Here is a 23,810-nt window from a genome sequence, read left to right as displayed (position 1 = left end):
CGATGGACGGCGATTTCCATTCCCGGGGCTGCGCCTGTGACGATCCCCGCATCGGCCAGTCGGACCCGATGTCCACTCCAAAGGCCGTGGCCATTGCTCTAGCCCAGATCCAGCCCGCAACCCGACACCATGCCGCACGGCAGCGCGACTGCACCGTGCCTGTCCGCGGCGGCGCCAGCCCGCGCCCCTTCCGCACGTGAGGCTCCGATGACCCTTTCCTTTCCTCTCGCGGCCATTCCGTTTGAAACCGGCGATATCGACGGCTGCCTCGCAACCGTGGCGGCGCGGCTCTCGCAACGGGGCTTTCGCGTCCGCGGCGCGCTGCAGTCGCGCGGCCTCGCTACCGGGGAATGCCACTGCGCGGACATGGACCTGACGACGATCGGCTCAAACCGGGTTTTCCGCATCTCGCAACCGCTGGGCAATGGATCGCGCGGGTGCCGCCTGCATCCCGGTGCGCTGGCCGATTGCGCGGCGTTTCTGGAACGCGAACTGGATCAGGGCGCCGATCTGCTGATCCTCAACCGGTTCGGCCGAGGCGAAAGCGAAGGCCGCGGCTTTCGCGATCTGATCGGCGCGGCGGTCGCCCGCGACATACCGGTTCTGACCGCGCTGCGTCCGACCTACGCCGACGCATGGGATGCCTTTGGGGGGGACATTGCCTGCACCCTGCCGATGCGGGCGCAGGCAGTCTGTGACTGGTTGGATCATATCCACGAGAACCGCCATGCCGCTTGATGCAAACCCGGCCCCGCTTGTGGACGCCTTCGGTCGCACCGTCACCTACCTGCGTCTGTCGATCACCGACCGCTGCGACCTGCGCTGCACCTATTGCATGGCCGAAAAGATGACCTTCCTGCCGCGCAAGGACGTGCTGGATTTCGAGGAACTCGCCCGTCTGTCGGCGCTGTTCATCCGGCACGGCGTGCGCAAGCTGCGCCTGACCGGCGGCGAACCCCTCGTGCGTCGCGACGTGATGGACCTGTTTCGCGATCTGTCGCGCCATGTGCAGAGCGGCGATCTGGATGAGCTGACGCTGACCACCAATGGCACGCTTCTGGCGCGCCATGCCGAAACATTGGCCGCCTGTGGGGTCAGGCGGGTCAATGTCTCGCTCGACACGCTGGACCCGGAGCGCTATCGCGCGGTCACCCGGATGGGCGACATTCGTATGGTGTTGGCGGGGATCGAGGCGGCGCAGGCCGCCGGGCTGCACGTGAAACTGAACGCCGTCGCCAGCCGGGGCGCCTTTGAAGCCGAGGTCGATGACCTGATCGACTTTGCCCACACACGCGGCATGGACCTGACGCTGATCGAGGAAATGCCGCTGGGCGACACCGGAACCGACCGGGCGGAAACAGCGCTGTCGCTGCGCGATCTGACCGGCGATCTGTCCCGGCGCTGGACGCTGATACCGGACCGGCACAGATCGGGCGGACCGGCCCGCTACATGCGGGTGGCGGAAACCGGGGGGCGTATCGGGCTGATCTCGCCCATGTCGTGCAATTTCTGCGCGCTCTGCAACCGCGTTCGGGTGTCATGCACGGGCAGGCTCTACACCTGCATGGGCGCCGAAGGCTCGGTCGATCTGCGTGCGGCCTTTCGCCAGTCGGACCACGCCGCCCTGTCCTGCATCCGCGCGGCGCTGGCGGCCAAGCCGGAAAGCCACCGCTTTGACGCCGACCGCATCGGCACCCCTGCCCTGCGGCGTCACATGTCCGCCCTGGGGGGCTAAATTGTGATCGCGCCCGGTGCCGCCTTTCGGTGACGGCGAAGTGAGCCTTGAATGCAAGACCGTTCCACCGCACCCTGATTTGACTACCGAGACTTGAAGGAGGCCACAGCATGACACAAGACTTGCCCGGAGGCGCCGGAGACATCGCGCGGGACTACCCCGATGTCTGGACAGCCTACACAAACCTGGGAGAGGCCACCGCCAAGGCAGGGTCGCTTTCGGCGCGGGAACGGCGGCTGGTCAAGCTGGCCCTGGCGATCGGTACCGGGTCCGAAGGGGCGGTACATTCGCACGCCCGCCGCGCCGAGGCCGACGGTGTGTCGGCGGCAGACATGGAGCAGGTCGCGCTCCTGGCAATTGGCCCGCTTGGATTTCCGCGCGCCGTTGCCGCACGGTCCTGGATCACCGACGTGACCGAAGGCTGATACCCGTCACGGATCTCCCGGCCGGTACGCCACTTCTTTTCGGATCTGATCGCCTCGCGGCAGGCGCAGGCGCAGGCGCCCGACGATGACGCGCCCTGGCCTGTCATGATCATGCTCGACGATCCTTGCAGCAATCCCGGCGACGGCCAGCGGCGGCGACGGTTTCTTCGGGCTTGCCGGCCGCTTTCAGTCGGATCGCCTCATCGGCGGCAATGTCGTCGGAGGGGCTCACGAATATCTTGACTTTGGCGTGATCGACACCCGATCCCTCCGCTTTCACACGAACCTTCACGTTGTCGTCGATCACGCGCTTGGCCGGCGCTCGTACCTTCCCGGTTCCGGGGCTCCGTCAGAAAAAAGCCTGGAGACCGGTCTGAGCCCGGCCGATGATCAGGGCATGGACGTCGTGGGTGCCCTTGTAGGTGTTGACGGTCTCAAGGTTCACCATGTGCCGGATCACACCGAATTCCGCCGATATGCCGTTGCCGCCGTGCATGTCGCGTGCCTTGCGCGCGATGTCGAGCGCCTTGCCGTAGTTGTTGCGCTTGATGACAGAGATCATCTCCGGCGCCATCCGGCCCGCCTCGAACAACCGTCCGACCCGCTAACAGCCCTGAAGGCCGAAAAGGACGAAGCGATGACCGCGCTTGTCGCGCGCGCCGAACAAGCCGTGGCGCAGGCTTCTGCGAGGTCGCGTTTGAAACACGCCGTCACCTACCACGACGTATTTCACCACTGTGAAAACGACCCCGATGCCGCACGACGGCTGGAAGATGCCTTGCAGGCAGAGGGCGTTCCGCGCGCAATTGCTGAATTGCCCATGCGCAGGTCCGAGGATTTCGGGCGGTTCCGGAGCCACTCCAAATCAGCGATGTTCCTGCTCGGCTCCGGCACCGGCAGCCCGAGTCTGCACAATCCGGACTTCGACTTTCCTGATGAATTGATCGCCGTCGGGGCCCGTGTTTTCGTCCGAGCCCTTCGGCCCTTGTGCTACGATCTGGCATAACGTGCCCGTCAACACTGAACCTTGCGGCAAGACCAACGGGCCGCGATCAGTGATCATGCGGTCCGAGTTGCCGGTGCAGACGGGCGTCATGGGTGCGGAAGTGGTCGATGAACCAGGCTTCAAGCACCTCCGTCAGCCGTTCGGCGGTGACGTTCCTGTCCGCCGGATCACTGTCCATGATGTCCCGCAGGGAATCGAGCAGCCGTTCGTGATCGTCCTTGTGCGGCTGGTACTGCGCGTAACCGGCGCGCTTCATCTGCGTTTCCTCATGGGCGAAATGGGCCGTGATGGCGCGCATCAGATCGCCGAGACAGCGCTCGATGTCCGCGTCGGGCCGGCCATCGAGGATCGCGGCCGCGGCGGTGTTGACCAGGTCCACGAGTTCCCGGTGTTCGTGATCGACGGCGGGATCGCCGACACTGTATTGGGGTTTCCATGCGATCGGGGCCATGGGTCTTTCCTTCCGCTCAGTGCAGGTAGAACCGGCCGGCCGTGGCGTCGAAGTCGATGGCGACGCTGTCGGCCGGGTCGAGCTTGAGATCGAAGGCGGCTTGCTGGGTGAAACCTGCCGCCGCCGGATCGTCGCGCATCCGCACCGCGACCCGGTGATCGCCCGCCGACACGACGAAGCGCCGGTAGAGCCGCGATGGGCCGCTGCCGGAAAGCCCGCTTGGCGCCAGGGCTGCGGCAAAGACCGTCTGCCCGTCGAGATCGAATTCGATCTCCACCGGGGCGCGGCGCCTGTCGCAAACCTCGGCCGTCCGCATGTTGCGCGGCAGGGCGGCCAGCTCCTCATCCGTGCGGGCGCGGCAGTTGCGGGCGCCGCTATGGGCGAAACTAAGCCGCAGCAGCGCGTCGCTCTCGCCCAGACTCTGCCACTCGGGCCAGGCAGAGAGCCGCGCAACGCCGAGCATCAGCGCGATCATCGCGGCGCTGCCCGTCGCAAGATGCCGCCAGCGGCGGCGCCAGTCGATGCCGATCCTCATTGTCCCGCACCCCCCGCCCGCCGCGCTGTCGCTTCGGCATGCGCGACCTCGTCCGCATCTATCGGGCGGATATTCTCGTAGGGCCCGAGGGAAGAGAGACGATTGCCGAAGGCTGCGAGTTCCTCTGCAAGCCGCGCACCCTCGCTCGGCCCCGCCCAGACGGTCAGGAGGCGCTCGCGCGGCACCCGACGGCGCAGCTGCGGATCGCGCTCGCGGGAGAAACGGGCCTCGGTCCAGGCCATGCCGAGCCGGTTGTAGCAATCGCGGGCCGCGCAACCGGCGACCGCGACACCGTCGGCCAGCCCGCGCGAGATGATGAAGTCGATGAGCGCGGGCGGCGCCATCGCCACGCACGGCAGCACCACCCGCCCCGGCACGGGCGTTGCGCTTGCCGCATGGGCGCAACCCAGCGTCAGCACGCGCCCCGGCCCCGAAAGTGCCGCGCCTGCCTCGATCACCTCGGCCCGCAGCGTGGCAAGCGGTCGTTCGGGCAGGTCGATGCCGGTGACGAGATCGCCCGAGCGGCGGAACGGGGACGACGACGGGCACGAACCCATGCAGATGCCGCAGGCGACGCAGCGCGCGGGGTCGACCTCGGCCTGGTGGCTGAAGGGCAGATCGTCGGTCCGGGGCACCATCGTGATCGCGGCATAGGGGCAGTCCTCGGCGCAGCGCGTGCAGCCGTTGCAGAAATCGAGAAACACCTGCGCCGCGCCGCTTTCACGCCGGGGCGGCATCCAGGGCAGCCCGACCAGCAGCACGGTAAAGACGAGGACGCCCGCCCAGATCACGCCGGGTGGAACGCTCTCGATCACCGGGTAGAGCGACAGGACGAACCAGTCGAGCCCGACCCGCTGCGGCACGGTGGCCAGATCGGCCGGCGCTTCGAGATTGGCGGGCAGCGCAAGGGACGCAAAGACGAGCCCGACCAACGTGATCAGGGCCAGGCCGCGCGGCGGCGACGTTCGGGCCTCGGTGATGCGCTGGATGTGGATCCACATCAGCAGGAGCAGCAGCAGCGGGATCGCGATGTGCAGGAACACCATCAGCGTGAAGAACCGCCCCGAGAGCGTGTCGGGGGCAAGGAAGTTGCGCGCGATGGGCTCGGCGAAGATGCCGAGGCTGTCGAGAAGCTCGGTCGTGGTCAGCGCCACGTATTGCGCCAGCTTGTCCCAGATCAGCCAGTAGCCGGTGATGCCCGACAGGTAGACGAACCAGATCAGCGGCACGCCGGAGACCCAGGAAAACCAGCGCTTGCCGCGGTAGCGGTCCATCGCCCATTCGCGCACGAGGTGGACGAACATCACCACCACCATCATGTCCGAGGCATAGCGGTGCAGGCTGCGGGCCAGCCCGGCATGCCACCAGTGATCGCGGCTGAGCCAGGCGACCGAGTCGTAGGCGGCCGTAACCCCGGTGTCGAAGAAGATGAAAAGGTAGATGCCGGTGGCGGCGACGATCCAGAACAGGAACCAGCCCAGCGGGCCAAGCTGCCCGAGCGGGTTCCAGTCGGCGCCGAACAGCCGGTCGAGCCCGCGCTCGACCCGGTCGAAGCCGCGCCGCAAGATGTCCCGCATCATGCCGTCCCGCTTTGCGAGGTCTTCAGCGCGCGCCGCCGCTCGAGCCAGAGCCGGACGATGACGAACCCTGTCAGGATCAGCGATACGGCCCCGAAAAAGATGCCGAAGAAGATGCCGTAGTCGAAGCGGTAGGCGCCGGTCAGCGGGTTGTAGACGGTGCAGAGGAAGGCGACGCGGTCCCACAGATCGGCCGGCGCCACCGAGCGGGTAACCGTGCCGAGCGCAAGCTCCTTCAGCGGCTCCATCAGCACGGGCAAGGGGAAGGTATCACCATAGACCTGCCGATAGACGCGGCCCCCGGCGTCGAGGATCGTGGTCTGGGTGACATGGTCGAAACCGCCGGCCGCCGTGCGGAACGAAAAGCCGAGTTCGCTCAGGAAGGCCTCCGTCGTGGCCGGATCGGCGCTTGCGATCAGCCAGTTTGGCACCTCGAGCAGCCGGTGTGTGCCGGCGAAGCCCGCAAGCTGCGCCGGCCGGTCGCCCGAGGCATCGAACCCGAAGGTCAGGGTCGTGAAGGCGTCGCCGCCGACGGCCTTCTGCGCGGCCACTATCGCGTCGCGGAGATGGTCCGTCGTCAGCGGGCAAACGGTGGCGCAACTGGTGAAGACAAGCGCCACGACCACCGGCTTTCCGCGCAGGTCCGCAAGCGCAAGCGTCCGGCCGCGGTGGTCGGTGAAGACGTGATCGGCGGTCTGGTTGCCGATCGCGGCCTGGCTTTCCTCGTAGGCGACTTCGGCATCGAGCTTTCCCGATGCCGCCAAGACCGCAGAGGGTGTGACAATCCCGAGCAGTACGATGGCAAGCGCCCTCAAGGGAGCCATCGTACGGCCCCGTCGAGCAGCGCGCCCGTCGATACCAGCGCGAAATGAACCAGCGAGGCACGGAACGCTGCCATCGCCGTGCGGCGGTCGGGGCGGCGCATCAGCACCCAGCTTTTCTGGACGAACAGCGCGCCGCCGATCGCGGCACAGACACCGTAGATCGGGCCGAGGCCAAAGAGGAGCGGTCCGAACGAGAGAAGCACCAGCACGATGACGTGGCTGAAGATCACCGGCCCCCAGATCTCTGGCTCGCTGACGACCGGCAGCATCGGGATACCGGCGCGGCGATAATCCTCGCCCTTCGCCGCGGCCAGCGCCCAGAAGTGGGGCGGCGTCCAGAGAAAGAGCATCGCCGCAAGCAGGATCGGAACGGGCGTCAGGCTCGGCCCGAACTGCGGCGCGGCGGCGGCGGCGCCGGCGAGGAGCGCGAAGCTCCCCGCCGCGCCGCCGATCACGACGTTCCAGACCGTGCGCCGCTTGAGCCAGAGGGTGTAGACGACGCCGTAGGTGAAGGCGCCGAGAAAGACGAAAAGCGTGGCAAGCGAACCGCCGACCGACCACGCCATGACCAGCGAGGCGACGAGAAGAAGCGTGAAGGTCACGGGCCAGATCGGCCCCGCCTTGAGCCGGCCGCTGGCAAAGGGTCTGAGCGCGGTGCGCGCCATCAGCCGGTCGCTGTCACGCTCGAAGTAGTGGTTGAAGGCCCCCGCCGCGCCCGAGGCACCAAGCACCGCGAGAGTAAAGACGGCGGCCTCGACCCAGCGCATTTCGCCGCCGCCCGTGACGATGCCGACCAGGGCGGCGAGGGCCACGAAGGAACCGATCCTGAGCTTGAGGATCGAAGCCGTCATTGTCAGGGCAGCGGTCATGGGCACGCTCCGGGTTGTAGGGCGGGCAGCATCAGCGGAACAGCCAGAGTTCCGACAGATACTTCCAGTTCACGAAGTAGTAGAGCACGAAGCTGGCGAAGAAGATCCCGACCAGGATCAGCGTGCCGGGCAGCTTCAGGGTGCCGTGGCTGCCGTATTCCGACACCGCCTCGCGGCTCTTGTCGTGCAGCGGGAAGGTCAGCTTCGCGCCGGCCCGGTCCAGTCGCGGTCCGGCAAGGATCGAGCCCACGACGATGACGATGAACATCACCCCGCCGAGGGCCGCCAGCAGCGCCGAGATTCCGTTCAGCCCCATCATCAGATAGGCCGCAGCCGGAAACTCGAACGGATGGGCGGCGTCGGCAAGCGAGATGTCCCAGTGCCGGCGCGGCACGCCGAGCGTCCCCGCCCCCATCATGAAGAGAGAGATGCCGCCGGCGCCGATGCCGAAGACGAAGGGCTGCCATTTGGCAAGACCCGGCCAGAGGATGTCGCGCTGGAAGATCAGCGGCACAACGAGATAGGTCATCGCCATGAAGGCCAGCGTCGTGCCCGCCACGACCGTTCCGTGGAAATGGCCGGGGACGTAGATCGTGTTGTGCATCAGGACGTTGAGCTGCTCGGTCCCGAGAACGACGCCCGAGATGCCGCCGATGAAGCCGAACATCACCAGGCTGAGGAACATGCCCGCGAAGGCCGGGTTGCCCCAGGGCGCCTTGCGCAGCCATTCGAACGCGCCGCGGGTGAAGCCGTTGCGCCGCTGCGCCGCCTCGATCGCGCCCGGAACGGTCAGCCCGTGGATCATCGACCCCATGACCGCGAGATACATCATGTAGCTCGTGTTCACGATCTTCCAGGTCGAGGACATGCCCGGTTCCGCCAGGATGTGGTGGGCCGAGGCCAGCTGCAGGAACAGGATGTACATGAAGAAGGCCATGCGGCTGACCTTTTCCGACAGCGGCTTCGCGCCCACCACCATCGCGCCGATCGCATACCAGATCGAGACATGGGCGGAGACGTTGATCTGCTGGCTCGAATGGCCCATCCCCCACCACACGACCTTGTACATGAGCGTGTCGATGTTGGAGATCAGGCCCAGCGACCAGAGCCAGGTCGGGATCAGGATGATCGCGCCCGAGGCCAGGGTGAAGACCGCGATGATGCCCGCGGTGATCGCCCCGAAGGTGACGAGCGGCACCGAGCCGTCATAGGTGTTCTCGGCCTTCGCCACGACCAGCGTCGCGAAGAAGATCATCACCGAGACCAGCGCCCCGACCGCGAAGATGATCAGCGAAAGATAGAACCACTGCGACGCCTGCATCGGCGGATACGAGGTGAACATCACCGTGGAATCGCCGCGCAGCACGGCGTAGTTCGCCATCACCGCGCCGACCACCATCAGCACGAAGCCGAGCCAGGCGATCCGCGGCGCGGCAAGCCGGCATCCCAGGATCACCGCCGAGGCGAAGTAGAGCACCGCGATCTCGAAGAAGATGATCCAGAACAGGAGCACGTTGGCGCCGTGCCCGGTCAGAACCAAGTAGAACCATTCGGCCGGCAGGAGTTGCACCGCCGGCCAGCGGGTCAGCGCCACCATGAGCCCCATCAGGCCGCCGAGCGCCAGGAACAGCACCGCGGCCACCGCGTTGACCTTGATGAGCCTTTCCGCGTTCGACTCGATCCGCAGGCCGGAGAACCGGCAAATGCGGTATTGCGCATCTGCGCCTGCGGCCGGGACGGCGCCGTGATCAACCGTTGTCATTGCCTTTCCTCCCTCACTCGACGACGCGGATGCGCCCGGTCATCGTGTGATGTCCGATTCCGCAGAATTCGTTACAGACGATGCCGAAATCCCCGCTGCCGGTCGGCGTCAGGGTGATGACATGCTCGTAGCCGGGATGAACCGAGATGTTGATGTTCGTGGGCTGCATCGAAAAGCCGTGCTGCCAGTCCGCAGACGAGATGTGGATCCGGTAGCTTTCGCCCTTCTTCAGTTCCAGGATCGGCCAGAACTCCCACAGGCGGGCAAGGATATAGGCATCGCCGCCCACGGGCGGGCGCACCACCGGCACGCCGTCTTCCTCGAGCGGTTCTCCGGCGGCGTCCGTGGCCTGGAATTCCTCGGCGAAGGCCTCGACCTTCTCCTGATACGCCTCGGGTCGGATCCGGTAGGTCTCGCTCGAGAGGTTCTGATTGCCGATGAAGTGCCAGGCGATCATGAAGAAGAACATGAACAGCCCCCAGAGGAAGGCGATGACGATCCAGCCCAGCTCGATGCCGTGGATCGGCTCCTTCCACCACAGGCGGTTTGACGGAGGATTGATGGCCATTTTCTCGCCCTTCCCGCTAAGCGATCACTCGAATACCGGGACCGAGGCGACTTCCATCACGCCCCAGACCAGATAGAGCACCGTCGGGATGGTGATCCCGAGGAACAAGAGCAGGAACGGGTTGTCCAGCACCTGCTGCATGAAGGGTATGCGCTCGGGCGGTTGCCCTTGCGCCGGCCGGTTTGCCTTTGTCTCAGTGTCGTCCATTCACCTTCCCCCCTCTGAGGTTCGCTCAAGCGCCTTCTTGGAAAAGTCACGTCCCGCTCCCGAAACGATGCGGGCGCCTATCCGTATGATCGATCACTGTTCGTTCGTAACCTCCGGCATCTCCGCGGTAGCTGCCCTGTCGGGAAGGTCACACCGCCGACCGGAGATGCCGGTCCTCGCCCGGTAACTAGAGATGCGCCGTCGTGGCCATCCGCCACTCAGTCGGCAACGTTAAAGCCGAGCATGACATGACTTTGACAATCGCCATTTGACTTTTATCAAGGATCGGCAAGGCGGCCCTGCGCGTCACGCGGGATCGTAGATGTAGCCGATACCGCGCACCGTGCGGATCACCTCGGGCTTTTGCGGGTTGTGCTCGATCTTCCTGCGGATGCGCGAGATGCGGATGTCGATCGACCTGTCGAACGGATCCCAGGATCGGTCATGCGCCCCTTCGAGGATCTGGTCGCGATTGAGCACGCGGCCGCGATTCTCGGCGAAGAGCTTCAGCAGCCGGAACTCCATCGCCGTCAACGGTATCTCGCTCCCGTCGGCATCGACCAGCTTCGCCGCGTCGACATGCAGCCAGGTCTTGCCGAATGGATGGACCTGCGGCCGTGCGGGCGGAGCGAGCGGCACGACATCCGGAGACCCCGTGCCGGCCGTCGGGGCGAACGCGCCGATCAGCATGTTCACCAGGGCGGCCTCCGGCGCGTCGCCCGACCCTGCTGCCGCGACGGGGTGCGGATCGGCGCGGCCGGCGGCGGATGCGCCCTTGAACGCGGTCACGTTTCCCGCAACCGGGCTGGCTTTCGTCGCCAGCTGCCGCTGGACGGAGGTGAGGTCGACATGCCTCGCGACCATGCTCATGAGCGCGAGGAACGAGCCGACGTCGATCTGGACGACCGGTGCCGGGCCGGCAACAGGCTGTTCATATGCCAGGGAGGTGACGGACATGGTCCATTCCTTTTCATTCATGGGGAAGCGGCTTGCCGCCTGAACCGTTGATCAGAATCTCGGATCGCGGCTATTCCGGCCCCGGGGCAGCCCGATATCCCGAAGGATGTGATCGCTCAGATAGCCCATCTCGGCTTCGGCCAGCCGGCCAATCCGGGCAACCTTCCGCGCCGTCCGGTTCATCATGACGGTGTGCATCAGGCGGAGACAGGCGGCGACGGGTCCGCCGCGGCGGCCGGGGGCCGTGGAGGTTTCGGGCAAGGCGTCCGGAAAGCGGGCCGATGCGCCACCCTTGATAAGGATGAGCGGACGACGGGCCCTGTTCGCGGGCGGGATCACGGCCGGGGACGAAGTGTCATGCCGCGAAATTGCTGCGTTTGCATTAACGTTCTGCATGCCGTTTCCTTTCGTGCGGCCACGGCAAGGCGCGACCGCCGTTCACGCGCGGTGCCGACCTGATCCGGCCGGTCCGGCATCGGGGATGGGTGGTGGCGCGGCCGACCGGGATCGGCATGAGGCAAATCTCGCGCGCCACCGCACTGCCACGACGCCGGAAAACCCACCGGCCCATGGCAACATAGACAAAACAATTACTTAGAGCTGAAAAGCTCTTTCGTGCTATAGTCTCGGTCGAAAGTCCTTGGTTGCTTCAGTCGCCACGCTCCGACCGGACTGCCAAGTGCCGAAATACACTCCATGTGGCTGTCGTCCGGTCTGAACGTAGGCAAGTTTTGATTGATCGGCCGGTCAATATCAAACAAATTGTTCGTATGCACCCAATAAGGAACGCTAATGGACACGGAACTCTACCGCACGTTCCTCGCCATCGCCGATTCCGGCGGGTTCACCGCCGCGGCTCAGATCGTCGGCCGCACGCAATCCGCCGTGAGCCAGCAGGTCAGGCGGCTCGAAGAGCTGCTCGGCCAGCCCCTGATCGACCGGAGCGCGACTCCGGTCACGCTCACCGAATACGGCAAGGCGCTCTTGCGGCCCGCGCGCGAGATCGTGGACATGCACGACGAGACGATGGCGCTGTTCCGGCGGAAGGCGTTCGAGGGGATCGTCGTCGTCGGGGTGGCGGATGCCTATGTGAACCGGATCCTGAAGGACGTCATGACCGAGTTCGCGAAGCTTCTCCCGCAGGGCACGATCAGCATCGTGATCGACGATTCCCTCGGCCTGTCGCGGCGGATCGCCAACGGGTCGGTCGACCTCGCCTTCGTGACCGAGGGAAACTGCCCCACGCGCGGGCCCGTGGCGTTCACCGACCGGCTCGTCGTCGTGGGGCCTGCGGCGGTCGATCTGAGCAAGGTCGATCCCCTGCCCGTCGCGGTCTGGGACGAGCGCAACCAGGACGAACTGCCGCTCGTCGCGGCGCTGGAGGCCATGAACCGCCGCTACCGGCCGGTCTGCGTGTGTCGCAGCGTCTTTGCCCAGCATCAGGCGGTCACCGCCAATCTCTGCGTCGCCGTCCTGGTCGAGGGCAGCATGGTCGCGGGCGAACGGGCCTATCTGGAGGCGGACGGGTTTCCGGTGATGAACCACCTCACCATCCGGCTTGAGCGTTCCTACGCCAAGCGGTCGCATGTCATCGACCAGCTAGAGAAGCACTATCTCGACTTCTTCGGCAGGCAGGACGCGGACAGGTCGGCAAAAGAGACGTGAGCCAGCTTTACCTCTTCGACGATGCGGGCGATCCCGAAACCTCTGCCGCAGACCGGGCCTGAACGCGCCCTTTGCCGGTATCCTCCGCGTTCTCGCGCGCGCGGACCCCGTTCAGGAAGATCGCGATCGCCCTGTCCCTGCGGGCGGCGTTTTCCTCCGGCAGGCGCAGCAGGCGTTCGGGATCGAGCAGGCAGGGGATGGTGTTGCCGACCACCATGTCCACGAGAAGCTCCGCAGAGGCCGGGATGTCGTCCGGGTCGAGGGCAATCTCACCCGCCTCGACTGCGCCGGCCAGTTCGGCGCAGAGCATGTCGCAGACCTGGCCGGGGCCGGTGCGGCTCAGACTTCGGCTCATCTCGGGGTAGTTGCGCGCTTCGGCGATGACGACGCGCAGCATCTCGAGCGGGACCGAGGGGTTTTCCATCTTTGTGTCGAAGCTCAGCAGGATGCGCAGCCGCTCTTCAAGGGACGCGTCGCGTTCCTCGGGTGCGAGCGGACGGAACAGCGTCTTGCCGATCCGTTGCAGCCCCGCGCCCAAAAGTTCCTCGCGGCTGCGGTAAAGCGCGTAGAGCGTCCGCTTCGACATACCGGCCCGCCGGGCGATGTCGGCCATCGTCACATCGTCCGGCCCGCGTTCCGACAGCAATTCGATCGCGCAATCGAGCACCAGCGTCTCGCGTTCGGCGGGGTCCATCTGCACCGGCCGGCCGCGCCTGCGCGTCTTGCCGCCGCCGCAATCTGCCGAATTTTCGGGCATCCAGCCACCCTCCCGTGTAGTCTCCCCAAAGGGAATCCGCCCCGACAACCTATCCGAACTTTACAAAACTATCCAGTTTCCTTATTCCGAATCCCGTCGATCCGCCGCCGCGGCGGACGTATCCTGCCGGAGCTTGCCGTGTCTGTCCTCCATTCCCCCCTTCCGATCCTCGCCGTGGCGATGGCGCTTGCGGCGGCCTTGCCGGCGAGAGCCCAGGAACAGGGCAACCAGCCCCCGCCGATGCCGGTCACCGTGGTGACGCTCGAGGCCAGCGACGTGATCCTTACCTCGACGCTTCCGGGCCGCGTCGCCGCATCGGGCCTCGCCGAGGTGCGCCCGCAGGTGAGCGGGATCGTGACCGAGCGGCTCTTCGACGAGGGCGGGCCGGTCGAACAGGGCGCGCCGCTCTACCGGATCGACGCGGCAAGCTACGAGGCCGCGAAGGCCGCGGCGGAGGCGGGCCTCGCCCAGGCCGAGGCGCAGGTCCGCGCCGCGCAGCGCGAGGCGACGCGCCAGCAGGAACTGCTCGACCGCAATGTGACCAGCCAGCAGACCGTGGACAACGCGGTCGCGGCCCGCGACGTGGCCGAAGCGGCGGTCAAGGTGGCCGAGGCGCAGGTGCTGGCCGCCACGATCGACCTCGACCGGACGACGATACGCGCACCGATCTCGGGGACGGTCGGCCTCAGCCAGACGACGCAGGGCGCGCTCGTGACCGCCGGGCAGACCGCGGCGCTGACCGTGATCCGCAAGCTCGACCCGGTCTATGTCGACGTGACGCAATCGGCCGCCGAGATTCTCCATTGGCGCCGCTCCGGTCAGCAAATGGCCAGGGACGAGAACGCGACCGTGACGCTGCGCCTCGCCGATGGCGGGGAATACGAACACAAGGGCATCCTCGCCGCCGCCGAACCGCATGTGAACGAACAGACCGGCGTGATCGTGCTGCGGCTGGAATTCCCCAACCCCGACAGCTTTCTCCTGCCGGGCATGTATGTCCAGGTCGTGATGCCGCAAGGCGTGGTCGAGGATGCGATTCTCGCCCCGCAGGAAGGTGTGACGCGCGACCGGCGGGGCCGGCCCGTGGCGATGGTGGTGAATGCCGACAACCAGGTCGAGAGCCGCGAACTGACCGTGCAGCGCGACCAGGGCAACCAGTGGGTCGTGACCGAGGGCCTCGCGCCCGGCGACCGCATCATCGTCGCGGGGCTTCAGAAGGTCTCGTCCGGGATGACCGTCACACCGGAAGAGCGCGCGGCCGCCGCAGCCGCGCCGGCCGGAAACTGATCTCAACCCGGGGAGCCCGCCATGGCCCGTTTCTTCATCGACCGGCCCGTCTTCGCCTGGGTGATCTCGATCCTCATCATGGGGGTCGGCCTTCTGTCGATCTTCACGCTGCCGGTCGCCCAATATCCCCAGATCGCGCCCCCCTCGGTGCGGATCAGCGCACAATATCCCGGCGCCTCGGCCGACACCGTCGCCAACACCGTGACCCAGATCATCGAACAGCAGATGACCGGCCTCGACGGGATGCGCTACATGTCGTCGTCCTCGACATCGGCGGGGACGGCCAGCATCACCCTCACCTTCGAGGCCGGAACCGATCCCGACGTGGCGCAGGTCCAGGTGCAGAACAAGCTCGCCCAGGCGACCCCGCTCCTGCCGGAAACGGTCCAGCGGCTGGGGGTCCGGGTGCAAAAGGCGTCCTCCTCCTTCTTCATGGTGATCGCGCTGATCTCCGAGGACGGGCGGCTCGACCAGGCCGACCTGTCCGACTATCTCAACTCCAACCTTGTGGACGAGTTCAGCCGGATCGAAGGCGTCGGCGGCGCGCAGGTCTTCGGCGCGCAATACGCGATGCGGATCTGGCTCGACCCCTCCAAGCTCGCCGCCTTCGAGATGACGCCCTCGGACGTGGTGAACGCGGTGGCGGCGCAGAACGCGCAGATCTCGGCGGGGGCGTTCGGCACGCTGCCCGCGCCCGAGGGCCAGCAGCTCAACGCCACCATCACCGCGCAGTCGCTGCTGTCGACGCCCGAGGACTTCAGCAATATCGTGCTGCGCTCCGAGACCGATGGCGGCCTCGTGCTGCTGCAGGACGTGGCGCGGGTCGAGATCGGCGCCGAGAACTACGCGACCATCGCCCGCTTCGATGGTCAGCCCGCCTCCGGCATGGCCCTGAACCTCGCCTCGGGCGCCAATGCGCTCGACACAGCCGAGCGGGTCAAGGAGCGCATCGAGGAGTACAAGCAGTATTTCCCCGAAGGCGTGACCTATGTCATCCCCTACGACACCACGCCCTTCATCGAGATCTCCATCCACGAGGTGCAGAAGACGCTTTTCGAGGCGATCGGGCTGGTGTTCCTGGTGATGCTGCTCTTCCTCCAGAATTTCCGCGCGACGCTGATCCCGACGCTGGCGGTGCCGGTCGTCATCCTGGGAACCTTCGCGATCCTGTCGCTGGCGGGGTTCACGATCAACACGCTGACCATGCTGGCCATGGTTCTTGCCATCGGCCTTCTGGTCGACGACGCGATCGTGGTGGTCGAGAATGTCGAACGGATCATGGAGGAGGAGGGCCTGCCCCCGCGCGAGGCCACCCGCAAGTCGATGGGGCAGATCACCGGCGCGCTGATCGGCATCGCGCTGGTCCTGTCGGCGGTCTTCGTGCCGATGGCCTTCTTCGGTGGCTCCACGGGCGTCATCTACCGTCAGTTTTCCATCACCATCGTGTCGGCCATGGCGCTGTCGGTCCTCGTGGCGCTGACGCTGACGCCGGCGCTTTGCGCGACGATCCTCAAGGCCAAGGACGCGCATCACACCCACCGGGGTCCGCTCGGCTGGTTCAACATCGGGTTCGAGAAGCTGACCGGGGGATATGCCGGGACCGTGGGCCATCTCGTCCGGCGGCCGGTCCGGGTGCTGATCGTCTATGCCGCACTCGGCTACGGCATGGTGTTCCTGTTCCAGAACACGCCGACCGGCTTCCTGCCGGACGAGGATCAGGGCATCCTGATGACCCTGATCCAGGCACCCACCGGCGCCACGGCCGAGCGCACGCAGGCGGTGGTCGAGGAGGTCGAGCGCTACTTTACCGGCGTCGAGGCCGAGAACGTCGAATCGATGTTCGGCGTGGTCGGGTTCAGCTTCGCTGGTCAGGGCCAGAACATGGGCCTTGCCTTCGTCCGCATGAAGGACTGGGACGAACGCCCCGCGCCCGGCCAGTCGGTGCAGGCGGTGGCGGGGCGCGCCTTCCCCGCCTTCATGGGCATCCGCGATGCGATGGTCTTTCCCATCGTGCCGCCCTCGGTCATCGAGCTCGGCAACGTCTCGGGCTTCGACTTCTACCTTCAGGCACAGGGCGGCCAGACGCATGAGCAGCTTCTCAACGCGCGCAACCAGCTTCTCGGCCTCGCCGCGCAAAGCCCGCTGATCGCCTCGGCCCGGCCCTCGGGGCTGGAGGACGCGGCGCAGTTCAAGCTCGACATCGACTGGCGCGCCGCAGGCGCCGTGGGGGTGACGCCCGCCAATGTCGGCACCACGCTCAATATCGCCTGGGCAGGGGCCTATGTGAACGATTTCAACGACAACGGCCGGATCAAGCGGGTCTATGTGCAGGGTGAGCCTGACAGCCGGGCGACCCCGTCCGACCTGCAGAAATGGCGGGTCCGCAATGCCGGAGGCGATCTCGTGCCCTTCGCCAACTTCACCAGCGAGAGCTGGGAACACGGGCCGCAGGGGCTCAACCGCTACAACGGCGTGCCGGCCATGCAGATCCAGGGATCGCCCGCGCCCGGCGTGTCCACCGGCGAAGCCATCGCCGAGATCGAGCGCCTGGTCACCCAGCTTCCGCCCGGCTACAGCGTCGCCTGGACGGGGCTGTCGCTGGAGGAGCAGGAATCCGGCGGCTCGGCGCCCCTCCTTTACGCGCTTTCGCTCGCCGCGATCTTCCTGTGCCTCGCGGCCCTCTACGAAAGCTGGGCGATTCCCTTTTCCGTCATGCTGGCCATGCCGATCGGCGTCCTCGGCACGATGGGTGCGGCATACTGGTTCGGGTTCGAGAACGGCGTGTTCTTCCAGGTCGGCCTGCTGACGGTCATCGGCCTTACCGGCAAGAACGCGATCCTGATCGTGGAATTCGCCCGCGAACGCTTCGAGGCGGGGGAAGATCTCTACTCCGCGGTCAGGGAAGCGGCGCGCCAGCGGTTCCGCCCGATCATCATGACCTCGCTGGCCTTCTCGCTGGGCGTCATGCCGCTCGCGCTGTCCACCGGCGCAGGCGCGGGCGGACGCACCGCCGTCGGCTCCGCGGTCCTGGGCGGAACCATCACGGGCACCGTTCTGGGCGTCGTTTTCGTGCCGCTCTTCTTCGTTATCGTGGCGCGCATCTTCAGCAGGACGAAGGTCAGGGACCAGGCCGGGATGCCAGCCCCCGACACCAACGTGGTTTGAGGAACGCCCGGCCGGGGGCGGCGGGGCACCTGGCCTTGCCCGCCCTCCCCGCCAAGTTCCGTGATCGCTACAGCAACTCCGAAAGCCGTGCTTCGGTTTCGGGAAGCCGCTTGAGGCTCGCCGCCATGCGGGTGCGCCAACGCGGGCCGCGCGACAGGGCGTCCTGATAGGCTTCCGCAAGCTCGTCGGGCCGGTCTTCGGCCAGGACAGCGATCAGGAACGCCGCCTGGGCACGATCCTTGCGGGATTTGAGGTGGTCGGGTCCACCCCGGCGGCGATCGGCCACGATCAGCTTGTGGATCGCGAACCGCTCGGGCCGCGGGATCTGGACCAGAACGCCACTGCGATAAAGCGCGACCGCCGGAATGGGGTCGGCGATCAGGAAGTTCAGGTAGTTCAGAGCCTGGGCACTCACCCCCAGGGCCGGCAGCGGTCTGACGCATTCCTCGCCGAAGGCCGGCGTCAGGAACTCCACCATCGCCTCGGAATGGCTTTGCCGCCATCTCCAGACCTGCCGGTCGGCGATCCCCGGCACCGCCTCGAATTTGAGGGTCGCGAGAATATCGCCGGGGTTCTCCTCGACCTTGTCCTCCAGTGCGACGGAAAGCCGCTCGAAACTGGCGAGGTCGATATCGCCGGTTTGCGCCAGTTCCTCATAGTCCATCCGCACGCCAAGCTCGCCCTGATAGAGGCTGTAGGCCGTCGTTCCGACCAGCGTCCCGCCAAGCCGGAAAACGCCCACGCGGGAAAAGGCCAGCAGCATCGAGCCGGTTTCGCGATCGGTGGTCACGAACCCCTCGGCGCGCAGGGTTCTTGCAAGCCGGGTCATCCGCGCGCGGCGCTGGTCGCCTTGCGCCTTGAGGGCCTGCGCCTTCTCCAGCCGGGCGCGCAACTCAGGCGTGTCTTCGCCAAGGTATCGGCTCTGCATCTCCGTCCCAAGCCGAAACCGTTCATAGAGATAGGTGCGCCCGTTGCGCGTCCGTTCCTCGATGCTGCCCGTGAACCCGGCGGCGCGCTCGTCAAGATGGAGGCGCAGAAGATCCTGGTAGGCCACCAGCGCCGGTCGGCTGTGCGCTACGATTTCCATGAAGGACGCCCACTGTGTGCATCAAATAGGATATTGATACACACAATCCGCGTGTGCAGCAATGTTTTTCACGATGCACACACGGCCCAATCCGCTTGGCGCATGTGGCGTCGGTCACTCCATCGCCGCCCAGACCCGGTAGCGCCCCTGCCCCGTCACCTCGCGGATCAGCCCCCGCGCCGCAAGGGTGTCGAGGTTGCGCTGCGCCGCCGCGCGCGAGGCGCCGGTCAACTCCTCGGCCATCGGGGCGGAGAGCATCGGCCAGGCGGTCAGAGCCTCGATCAGCCGCGCCGGGGTTCGGCCGGACAGGTCGCGGGTCGCGGTTTCGGCGCGCGCCTGCCAGTCCCGGATCCGGTCGAGGTGCAGAAGAGCGGCGAGCACCGCCTGCGTCGCCCCGGCAATCCAGCGCGACAGGCGGTCCGGCACGGCCCCGGCCGCGCGGAGCGCCGTCGGTCCGGTCAGGGCGAGCGGCAGGAACAGCGCGCCACCGCCCCGCGCCATCGTCGCGGCGTGGCGGGCGGCCATCGCGGCGGCCTCCACATCGGTCGCGCCGCCCTGCCCCAGCATCCGCCAGGCGTGAAACAGCATCGCCGCCCGCGTCACCGGGTGAAGCCCCCCTGCCCCGGCCATGATTTCGGCCAGATCAGAGACGGTTTCGACGGCCTCCTCGCCCGTCGGCGCGCTGCGTCCCAGGAAGGCGGTCAGCCCCGCCTCCCATCCGCCCGCCTCCGGCCCCGGCCCGCCGGAGAGCCGCCGCACCGCCCAGCCGGCCCGCGCGAGCGCCTGGGCGTCCGCGCCCACCGCGCCGAGCCTGAGCCCGACCCAGAGTGCCAGCCGCTCGATCCCGATCCGCTCGCCGGTCCACCAGCCGAGATCGGCGACCTCGAGAAGCGCGAGCCGGTGGCGCCAGCCGGCGGTCCGCTCGGGCGGCCCGGCGCGGAGCCGCTCGTCGAGCGCGCCGAAGAGAAGCGTAAGCTCCGCCAGGTCCGCGGACAGACGGTCCTGCGCCGCGCCCCATTCCGCCGGATCGAAGAGCGGCCGCCGCTCGGCCCGCGGCCCCGGCGGCAAGAGGTCGAGCTCGTCCGCGACCTCGCCCGGTAGGAACCAGAGATTCTCTTCGGAGACCGGGTCCGGATCGTAGAGTCCCGCAGCTGCCGCCTCCGGATCGTCTGGATCATCCAAGGGAGTTTGATGGGTTCGGCTCATGCTGCGCACTATTGGATGATTTTGCACAGCACTCAAGCATGTTCGCGGAGATCGAATCAATCATGATAAGTATGCGTTATCATGACTCTTGAAATCAACGCGCGATTTCGGGCAGAGTGGGCCGCAACTCGGGCAGGAAAGGCGTGGGAGATGCGGATGCCAGAGAGGATCGCAGCCTCGGCTTTCAGGCGGGTTAAAGCGCCGGCTCGTACGCGGGGCGCGACATGAGGCCCCCTGCCCTTCCCCTGCCCCACGCGCTCTCGGACGAAGACGAGGCCGCACTCGGTGACCTTTTCCGCAAGGGCACGCCGGACAACACGCTCCGCGCCTGGGAGCGCGACCTCGTCTATATCGCCGCGTGGAAGCGGGCGCGGTTCGGGCAGGACCTCGCCTGGCCCGAGGAGGAGCGCGTGGCGCTGCGCTTCGTCCTCGACCATGCCTCCGATCTCTCCGACACGCCCGGCAAGGCGCAAGACGCCGCGCTGGCGCTGATCGGCGCGGGGCTGAGGCGGACCCTCGCCTGCCCCGCCCCGGCGACGCTCGACCGCCGCATCGCCTCATGGCGGGCCTTCCACCGGATGCGCAACCTGGCGAGCCCGTTCGACGCGCCGCTGGTCGCCGCGACCCGGATCAAGGCCCGCCGGGCGGCCGCAAGACCGCGCAAGCCGAAATCGCCCCGCCCTCTGACCCGCGACGTGCTGGAGAGCCTGATCGAAACTTGCGACTATTCCTTGAGGGGTCTCCGCGACCGGGCAATCCTGATGCTGGCCTTCGCCTCCGGCGGCCGGCGGCGGAGCGAGATCACCGCGCTTCACCGCGAGGACATCGGCACCGGCGACTACGCCACCAAGGGCCTGATCTGGCTCAGGCTTCTGGAGACCAAGACCACCCGGAAGGACGAGGCCCCGCGCCTACCGCTGAAAGGCCGCGCCGCGAAGGCCGTCATGGACTGGATCCGCGCCGCCGCAATCGCCGACGGTCCCCTCTTCCGCCCCGTCAGCCAAGCCGACCGCGTGCTCGACCGCCGCCTCAAACCCGATGCGATCCGGGTCATCCTGCGCCACCGGCTGCGGCTGGCCGGCCTGCCGGAGGATTATGCCACGCCGCACGGGCTCCGCGCCGGCTTTCTGACCCAGGCCGCGCTCGATGGCGCGCCGCTCGCCGCCGCGATGAAGCTGTCGCTGCACCGCTCGGTCGTGCAGGCGCAGAAGTACTACGCGGATGTGGAGATCGAGGAGAACCCTGCGACCGATCTGCTTGGGTAGAAACCTTCCCCGCGGGGAAGGTCCGCCCCCTGCCCTACCCGTCCAACTGGTCGAGCATCATCCGCACCGCCTGTTCCAGCCGGCGGCGGTCGATGGTCGTGAAGTCGCGATCGAGCTGGATTTCCAGCTTGCCACGCGCCGCGACGCATTTCCCCCGACCCTCGCGCCGGTCGAACTGGAAGCTGGTCTTGGCCTTCGCCGGCCGGGTCGCCGCCACCGCCTGCTTCACCACCGCCGGCGAGGTGCGGTCGTCGCCGTCCGGAATATCGCCGGTGAACCGCCGGAGCAGGTTCAGCTCGTCCTCGACGGAGCGGTTGTCCCAGTCCTTCAGCGCCTCGCGGATCATCAGGACGAGGCCGTCGACCTCATCGAGCTTCTGAGCCAGCGCAAGGCCGAGCGCGCGCGGAATCTCCTCGACGAAGCGCAGTTCTCCACCCAAGCGTTCGACCACCCGAATGAAGGTGCGGATGTAGCTGCGCTTCTGGTAGCCCGCCGACTTGTAGAGGACCGCGACCGCCTTGTCGGGATCGTCCACCCCGGTATCGGGATCGCGCGCGTAATCGAGCGCGAGCATCGCCATCTCGGCGAACGAGATGTCCTTCCGCACAAGGTTCTCGTCGACCATCTTGCGGTAGAGCGCATCGAGGCTGTCGCCCGGATGGCTGACGGCGGCCGGGATCGCGCCGTAGCGCTCCGCGTCGCCGGTTTCCTCCAGAAGCTCCCTGAAGGCGCTCAGCCGGCGGTAGCCCTGAATCAGTTCGTAGCCGCCATCGGCGCGCGCCTCGACCCGGATCGGGTTCGACAGGCCAAGCTCCTGGATCGAGGCCTTCAACTCCTTCAACTCGTAGTCGAGGCCCTTCTTGCGATCGCGCACCAGCTTCTGCATCCCGATCCGGTCGAGCGGGATCAACTCCACCACGAGGCCGAGGCGCTTCAGCCGCACATGCTCATGCGCGAGCGCGTCGTTCTCGGCCCGGATCTGCGCCTCGATCTCCTGGCGGTCCCGCGACGCGCCGGCGGTTTCGGCGATGGCGGCGGCCATCGGTCCGCGGCGGGCAGGGGCCTCGACCAGCTTCCCCGCGGGGAAGGTTTTCGGGCCGTCGGTCACGACCTCCACCGGGATGTCGATGTCGAACATGCGGCGCTTCTTGCTCATGGTCCGCCCCTCCTCAGATCTTGTCCCAGGCCGCGGTGACGCTGCCCTTGAATTCGTCATAGGCCCGGTCGAAGCTCGCCCGCGCCCGGCGCCAGGTTTCCCGCGTCATCTCCCGGTAGTCGATCTCGTAGACCGAGGAGAGGAAGCGGCCCGACTGTTCGACCGCGCGCGTCATCTCGATCGGGTGTTCGGCCACATGTGACGCGAAAACCTTTCGGAACGCTTCGAACATCGCGCGGTGCAGGTCGTTGCCGGTCTCGAACCGCGTCATCAGGAAGCGGATATCGGCGAAGGCCTTTGGCAGGGTAATCTTCCCCGCGGGGAAGGTCGCGTCGAAGCCGGAAAGATCCTCAAGCGCCTCGGCAAGCTGGCCGATGAAGCTGGTGGTGGAATCGTATTCCCAGTAGCCGGGGCCAGACGGAATATAGAGCATGTCGGCGGCGAAGACCGCGTTCATCGACTGGTAGCCGATGGCGGGCGGGCAGTCGAAGAGAATGAGGTCGTAGTCGTCGTCGCCAAGCCCGTCGAGATAGCGCGACACGGCGGCGAAGAAGGACCATTCCGGGTTCAGGTGCCGGTACTGGGCACTGGCGAACTCTACGAAGGCGGCATTGGCGCAAGAGGGCACGATGTCGATCGTGGACCAGGCGGTCGGCTTGATGAAGTCGGCGTGGCGCAGTTCACCAAGCCCGAGATCGCGGATCGAGGCGGGGATCTGGCGGCGGGGCAGGGCGGTTCCGGACGCGGCCCCGGTGGTGGTGGCGTTCATGCGGTCGGTCTCGCGGATCAGGTCGCGGGCCATGATGCCCCAGACCGTGTAATCCTCCGCCACGTCGGTCAGGCCCATCGAATGGCTGAGCGTGGCCTGCGGGTCGAAGTCCACCACCAGCACCCGGTAGCCGTCGAGTGCCGCCGCATGGGCGAGGTGCAGGGCCACGGTGGACTTGCCGGCGCCGCCCTTGAAGTTGGCGACGGCGACGCGGAAGGCGCGCTTGCCGGCGGGCCGGGCGGGCATCAGCGACTTGCGGTTGATCTTCATCTTCCGCCTGAGTTCGTTGATCTCGTCGAGCGAGAACCAGCGCTGCCGCCCGTCCGGCTCCACTTCCCCGCCGGGAAGGTCGGGCTCCGCCGCCAGCCGCCCGCGGAAGGTCGACTGGTTGATCTTGAAGATCAGTTCGGACACTTCCCAGGACGAAAAGCGCCGCAGCGTCTTGACGTTTTCGGGGCTGAAGGTCTGCTGGCGGATCCAGCTTTGCATCTTCAGGGACTGGGCCTGGAGCCGGGCCAGGTCTTCGTGGGTATACAT

At 66.9% G+C, this 23,810-nt stretch carries 23 protein-coding genes and 2 pseudogenes; 9 read left to right on the top strand and 16 right to left on the bottom strand.

Features of this window, described 5'->3' with window-relative positions; all coding sequences use genetic code 11:
• Positions 1-2 precede the first annotated feature (2 nt).
• From V5734_RS00125 to V5734_RS00110, 4 genes are all read left to right on the top strand, one after another.
• On the top strand, positions 3-200 hold the full coding sequence (locus V5734_RS00125) for a hypothetical protein (RefSeq protein ID WP_347309662.1): 198 nt from the start codon (positions 3-5) through the stop codon (positions 198-200).
• 7 nt (positions 201-207) lie between these two features.
• Positions 208-738, top strand: a complete 531-nt coding sequence (locus V5734_RS00120) for a DUF2478 domain-containing protein (RefSeq protein ID WP_347309661.1) — start codon at positions 208-210, stop codon at positions 736-738.
• On the top strand, positions 728-1,735 hold the full coding sequence (gene moaA, locus V5734_RS00115) for a GTP 3',8-cyclase MoaA (protein ID WP_347309660.1): 1,008 nt from the start codon (positions 728-730) through the stop codon (positions 1,733-1,735). Before V5734_RS00120 ends, moaA begins: the two co-directional genes overlap by 11 nt.
• Before the next feature lie 110 nt (positions 1,736-1,845).
• On the top strand, positions 1,846-2,160 hold the full coding sequence (locus V5734_RS00110; protein WP_347309659.1) for a carboxymuconolactone decarboxylase family protein: 315 nt from the start codon (positions 1,846-1,848) through the stop codon (positions 2,158-2,160).
• A 148-nt stretch (positions 2,161-2,308) separates the two neighbouring features.
• Here V5734_RS00110 and V5734_RS00105 read toward each other — a convergent pair.
• A pseudogene (locus V5734_RS00105) lies at positions 2,309-2,467 on the bottom strand (electron transfer flavoprotein subunit beta/FixA family protein); the annotation flags it as partial.
• Between the two features lie 42 nt (positions 2,468-2,509).
• Positions 2,510-2,764: pseudogene (locus V5734_RS00100) on the bottom strand (acyl-CoA dehydrogenase family protein); the annotation flags it as partial.
• Between V5734_RS00100 and V5734_RS00095 the strand changes: the two are divergent.
• Positions 2,651-3,166: a M20/M25/M40 family metallo-hydrolase gene (locus tag V5734_RS00095; protein ID WP_347309657.1), complete on the top strand. Its 516-nt coding sequence runs from the start codon at positions 2,651-2,653 to the stop codon at positions 3,164-3,166. The pseudogene V5734_RS00100 and the gene V5734_RS00095 sit on opposite strands and share 114 nt — an antisense overlap.
• 46 nt (positions 3,167-3,212) lie before the next feature.
• On the opposite strand, the gene V5734_RS00090 is transcribed toward V5734_RS00095, so the two are convergent.
• From V5734_RS00090 to V5734_RS00050, 9 genes are all read right to left on the bottom strand, one after another.
• Positions 3,213-3,617: a bacteriohemerythrin gene (locus V5734_RS00090; RefSeq protein ID WP_347309656.1), complete on the bottom strand. Its 405-nt coding sequence runs from the start codon at positions 3,615-3,617 to the stop codon at positions 3,213-3,215.
• A gap of 16 nt (positions 3,618-3,633) precedes the next feature.
• A complete protein-coding gene (locus tag V5734_RS00085) occupies positions 3,634-4,152 on the bottom strand; it encodes a hypothetical protein (RefSeq protein ID WP_347309655.1) in 519 nt (172 codons plus the stop codon).
• Positions 4,149-5,729 (bottom strand): cytochrome b N-terminal domain-containing protein, encoded by a 1,581-nt coding sequence (locus tag V5734_RS00080; protein ID WP_347309654.1) that lies wholly within the window; start codon positions 5,727-5,729, stop codon positions 4,149-4,151. Before V5734_RS00080 ends, V5734_RS00085 begins: the two co-directional genes overlap by 4 nt.
• Entirely contained in the window at positions 5,729-6,553 is an 825-nt protein-coding gene (locus V5734_RS00075) for an SCO family protein (RefSeq protein ID WP_347309653.1), read from the bottom strand. The genes V5734_RS00080 and V5734_RS00075 overlap by 1 nt, the downstream gene beginning before the upstream one ends.
• Positions 6,541-7,422 (bottom strand): heme o synthase, encoded by an 882-nt coding sequence (gene cyoE / locus V5734_RS00070; RefSeq protein ID WP_347309652.1) that lies wholly within the window; start codon positions 7,420-7,422, stop codon positions 6,541-6,543. Before cyoE ends, V5734_RS00075 begins: the two co-directional genes overlap by 13 nt.
• Positions 7,423-7,453: 31 nt before the next feature.
• Positions 7,454-9,184: a cytochrome c oxidase subunit I gene (locus V5734_RS00065; RefSeq protein ID WP_347309651.1), complete on the bottom strand. Its 1,731-nt coding sequence runs from the start codon at positions 9,182-9,184 to the stop codon at positions 7,454-7,456.
• A 13-nt stretch (positions 9,185-9,197) separates the two neighbouring features.
• Entirely contained in the window at positions 9,198-9,752 is a 555-nt protein-coding gene (locus V5734_RS00060; RefSeq protein WP_347309650.1) for a hypothetical protein, read from the bottom strand.
• A gap of 24 nt (positions 9,753-9,776) precedes the next feature.
• The gene (locus V5734_RS00055) at positions 9,777-9,959 is read right to left on the bottom strand and encodes a hypothetical protein (RefSeq protein ID WP_347309649.1); all 183 of its coding nucleotides are present in this window, start codon (positions 9,957-9,959) and stop codon (positions 9,777-9,779) included.
• A 306-nt stretch (positions 9,960-10,265) separates the two neighbouring features.
• Positions 10,266-10,916 carry a winged helix-turn-helix domain-containing protein gene (locus V5734_RS00050; protein ID WP_347309648.1) on the bottom strand — a complete coding sequence of 217 codons (651 nt, stop codon included), beginning with the start codon at positions 10,914-10,916 and terminating at the stop codon, positions 10,266-10,268.
• A gap of 792 nt (positions 10,917-11,708) precedes the next feature.
• Here V5734_RS00050 and V5734_RS00045 point away from each other — a divergent pair.
• Complete coding sequence (locus V5734_RS00045) at positions 11,709-12,581, top strand: LysR family transcriptional regulator (RefSeq protein WP_347309647.1); 873 nt, start codon at positions 11,709-11,711, stop codon at positions 12,579-12,581.
• A 7-nt stretch (positions 12,582-12,588) separates the two neighbouring features.
• On the opposite strand, the gene V5734_RS00040 is transcribed toward V5734_RS00045, so the two are convergent.
• Complete coding sequence (locus V5734_RS00040; protein WP_347309646.1) at positions 12,589-13,338, bottom strand: TetR/AcrR family transcriptional regulator; 750 nt, start codon at positions 13,336-13,338, stop codon at positions 12,589-12,591.
• A gap of 180 nt (positions 13,339-13,518) precedes the next feature.
• On the opposite strand from V5734_RS00040, the gene V5734_RS00035 reads away from it, so the two are divergent.
• Positions 13,519-14,625 carry an efflux RND transporter periplasmic adaptor subunit gene (locus V5734_RS00035; protein WP_347309727.1) on the top strand — a complete coding sequence of 369 codons (1,107 nt, stop codon included), beginning with the start codon at positions 13,519-13,521 and terminating at the stop codon, positions 14,623-14,625.
• 21 nt (positions 14,626-14,646) lie between these two features.
• Positions 14,647-17,790 carry an efflux RND transporter permease subunit gene (locus V5734_RS00030; RefSeq protein WP_347309645.1) on the top strand — a complete coding sequence of 1,048 codons (3,144 nt, stop codon included), beginning with the start codon at positions 14,647-14,649 and terminating at the stop codon, positions 17,788-17,790.
• Between the two features lie 67 nt (positions 17,791-17,857).
• On the opposite strand, the gene V5734_RS00025 is transcribed toward V5734_RS00030, so the two are convergent.
• Both V5734_RS00025 and V5734_RS00020 read right to left on the bottom strand, forming a co-directional pair.
• On the bottom strand, positions 17,858-18,877 hold the full coding sequence (locus V5734_RS00025; protein ID WP_347309644.1) for a nucleotidyltransferase family protein: 1,020 nt from the start codon (positions 18,875-18,877) through the stop codon (positions 17,858-17,860).
• A 114-nt stretch (positions 18,878-18,991) separates the two neighbouring features.
• Positions 18,992-20,083, bottom strand: a complete 1,092-nt coding sequence (locus V5734_RS00020; protein ID WP_432759617.1) for a helix-turn-helix domain-containing protein — start codon at positions 20,081-20,083, stop codon at positions 18,992-18,994.
• Between the two features lie 224 nt (positions 20,084-20,307).
• Here V5734_RS00020 and V5734_RS00015 point away from each other — a divergent pair, with 224 nt between their 5' ends.
• Positions 20,308-21,348: a tyrosine-type recombinase/integrase gene (locus tag V5734_RS00015; protein ID WP_347309642.1), complete on the top strand. Its 1,041-nt coding sequence runs from the start codon at positions 20,308-20,310 to the stop codon at positions 21,346-21,348.
• A 34-nt stretch (positions 21,349-21,382) separates the two neighbouring features.
• On the opposite strand, the gene V5734_RS00010 is transcribed toward V5734_RS00015, so the two are convergent.
• Both V5734_RS00010 and V5734_RS00005 read right to left on the bottom strand, forming a co-directional pair.
• Positions 21,383-22,504 carry a ParB/RepB/Spo0J family partition protein gene (locus tag V5734_RS00010; protein ID WP_347309641.1) on the bottom strand — a complete coding sequence of 374 codons (1,122 nt, stop codon included), beginning with the start codon at positions 22,502-22,504 and terminating at the stop codon, positions 21,383-21,385.
• A gap of 13 nt (positions 22,505-22,517) precedes the next feature.
• Positions 22,518-23,810, bottom strand: a complete 1,293-nt coding sequence (locus V5734_RS00005; protein ID WP_347309640.1) for an AAA family ATPase — start codon at positions 23,808-23,810, stop codon at positions 22,518-22,520.

It is taken from the genome of Defluviimonas sp. SAOS-178_SWC, from assembly GCF_039830135.1.
Lineage (GTDB): Bacteria > Pseudomonadota > Alphaproteobacteria > Rhodobacterales > Rhodobacteraceae > Albidovulum.
The sequence above is the reverse complement of the archived record's forward strand: the minus strand, read 5'-3'. Positions and strand labels throughout refer to the sequence as shown.

Bases quoted from the DNA above. Each gene is read 5' to 3' on its own strand.
- V5734_RS00085 (WP_347309655.1), bottom strand. From the start codon at position 4,152: ATGAGGATCGGCATCGACTGGCGCCGCCGCTGGCGGCATCTTGCGACG.
- cyoE (WP_347309652.1), bottom strand. From the start codon at position 7,422: ATGACCGCTGCCCTGACAATGACGGCTTCGATCCTCAAGCTCAGGATC.
- V5734_RS00035 (WP_347309727.1), top strand. From the start codon at position 13,519: ATGGCGCTTGCGGCGGCCTTGCCGGCGAGAGCCCAGGAACAGGGCAAC.
- V5734_RS00055 (WP_347309649.1), bottom strand. From the start codon at position 9,959: ATGGACGACACTGAGACAAAGGCAAACCGGCCGGCGCAAGGGCAACCG.
- V5734_RS00030 (WP_347309645.1), top strand. From the start codon at position 14,647: ATGGCCCGTTTCTTCATCGACCGGCCCGTCTTCGCCTGGGTGATCTCG.
- V5734_RS00040 (WP_347309646.1), bottom strand. From the start codon at position 13,338: ATGCCCGAAAATTCGGCAGATTGCGGCGGCGGCAAGACGCGCAGGCGC.
- V5734_RS00090 (WP_347309656.1), bottom strand. From the start codon at position 3,617: ATGGCCCCGATCGCATGGAAACCCCAATACAGTGTCGGCGATCCCGCC.
- V5734_RS00015 (WP_347309642.1), top strand. From the start codon at position 20,308: ATGAGGCCCCCTGCCCTTCCCCTGCCCCACGCGCTCTCGGACGAAGAC.
- V5734_RS00125 (WP_347309662.1), top strand. From the start codon at position 3: ATGGACGGCGATTTCCATTCCCGGGGCTGCGCCTGTGACGATCCCCGC.
- V5734_RS00005 (WP_347309640.1), bottom strand. From the start codon at position 23,810: ATGTATACCCACGAAGACCTGGCCCGGCTCCAGGCCCAGTCCCTGAAG.
- V5734_RS00080 (WP_347309654.1), bottom strand. From the start codon at position 5,729: ATGCGGGACATCTTGCGGCGCGGCTTCGACCGGGTCGAGCGCGGGCTC.
- V5734_RS00020 (WP_432759617.1), bottom strand. From the start codon at position 20,083: ATGAGCCGAACCCATCAAACTCCCTTGGATGATCCAGACGATCCGGAG.
- V5734_RS00010 (WP_347309641.1), bottom strand. From the start codon at position 22,504: ATGAGCAAGAAGCGCCGCATGTTCGACATCGACATCCCGGTGGAGGTC.
- V5734_RS00110 (WP_347309659.1), top strand. From the start codon at position 1,846: ATGACACAAGACTTGCCCGGAGGCGCCGGAGACATCGCGCGGGACTAC.
- V5734_RS00075 (WP_347309653.1), bottom strand. From the start codon at position 6,553: ATGGCTCCCTTGAGGGCGCTTGCCATCGTACTGCTCGGGATTGTCACA.
- V5734_RS00045 (WP_347309647.1), top strand. From the start codon at position 11,709: ATGGACACGGAACTCTACCGCACGTTCCTCGCCATCGCCGATTCCGGC.
- V5734_RS00060 (WP_347309650.1), bottom strand. From the start codon at position 9,752: ATGGCCATCAATCCTCCGTCAAACCGCCTGTGGTGGAAGGAGCCGATC.
- V5734_RS00025 (WP_347309644.1), bottom strand. From the start codon at position 18,877: ATGGAAATCGTAGCGCACAGCCGACCGGCGCTGGTGGCCTACCAGGAT.
- V5734_RS00120 (WP_347309661.1), top strand. From the start codon at position 208: ATGACCCTTTCCTTTCCTCTCGCGGCCATTCCGTTTGAAACCGGCGAT.
- V5734_RS00050 (WP_347309648.1), bottom strand. From the start codon at position 10,916: ATGTCCGTCACCTCCCTGGCATATGAACAGCCTGTTGCCGGCCCGGCA.
- V5734_RS00065 (WP_347309651.1), bottom strand. From the start codon at position 9,184: ATGACAACGGTTGATCACGGCGCCGTCCCGGCCGCAGGCGCAGATGCG.
- moaA (WP_347309660.1), top strand. From the start codon at position 728: ATGCCGCTTGATGCAAACCCGGCCCCGCTTGTGGACGCCTTCGGTCGC.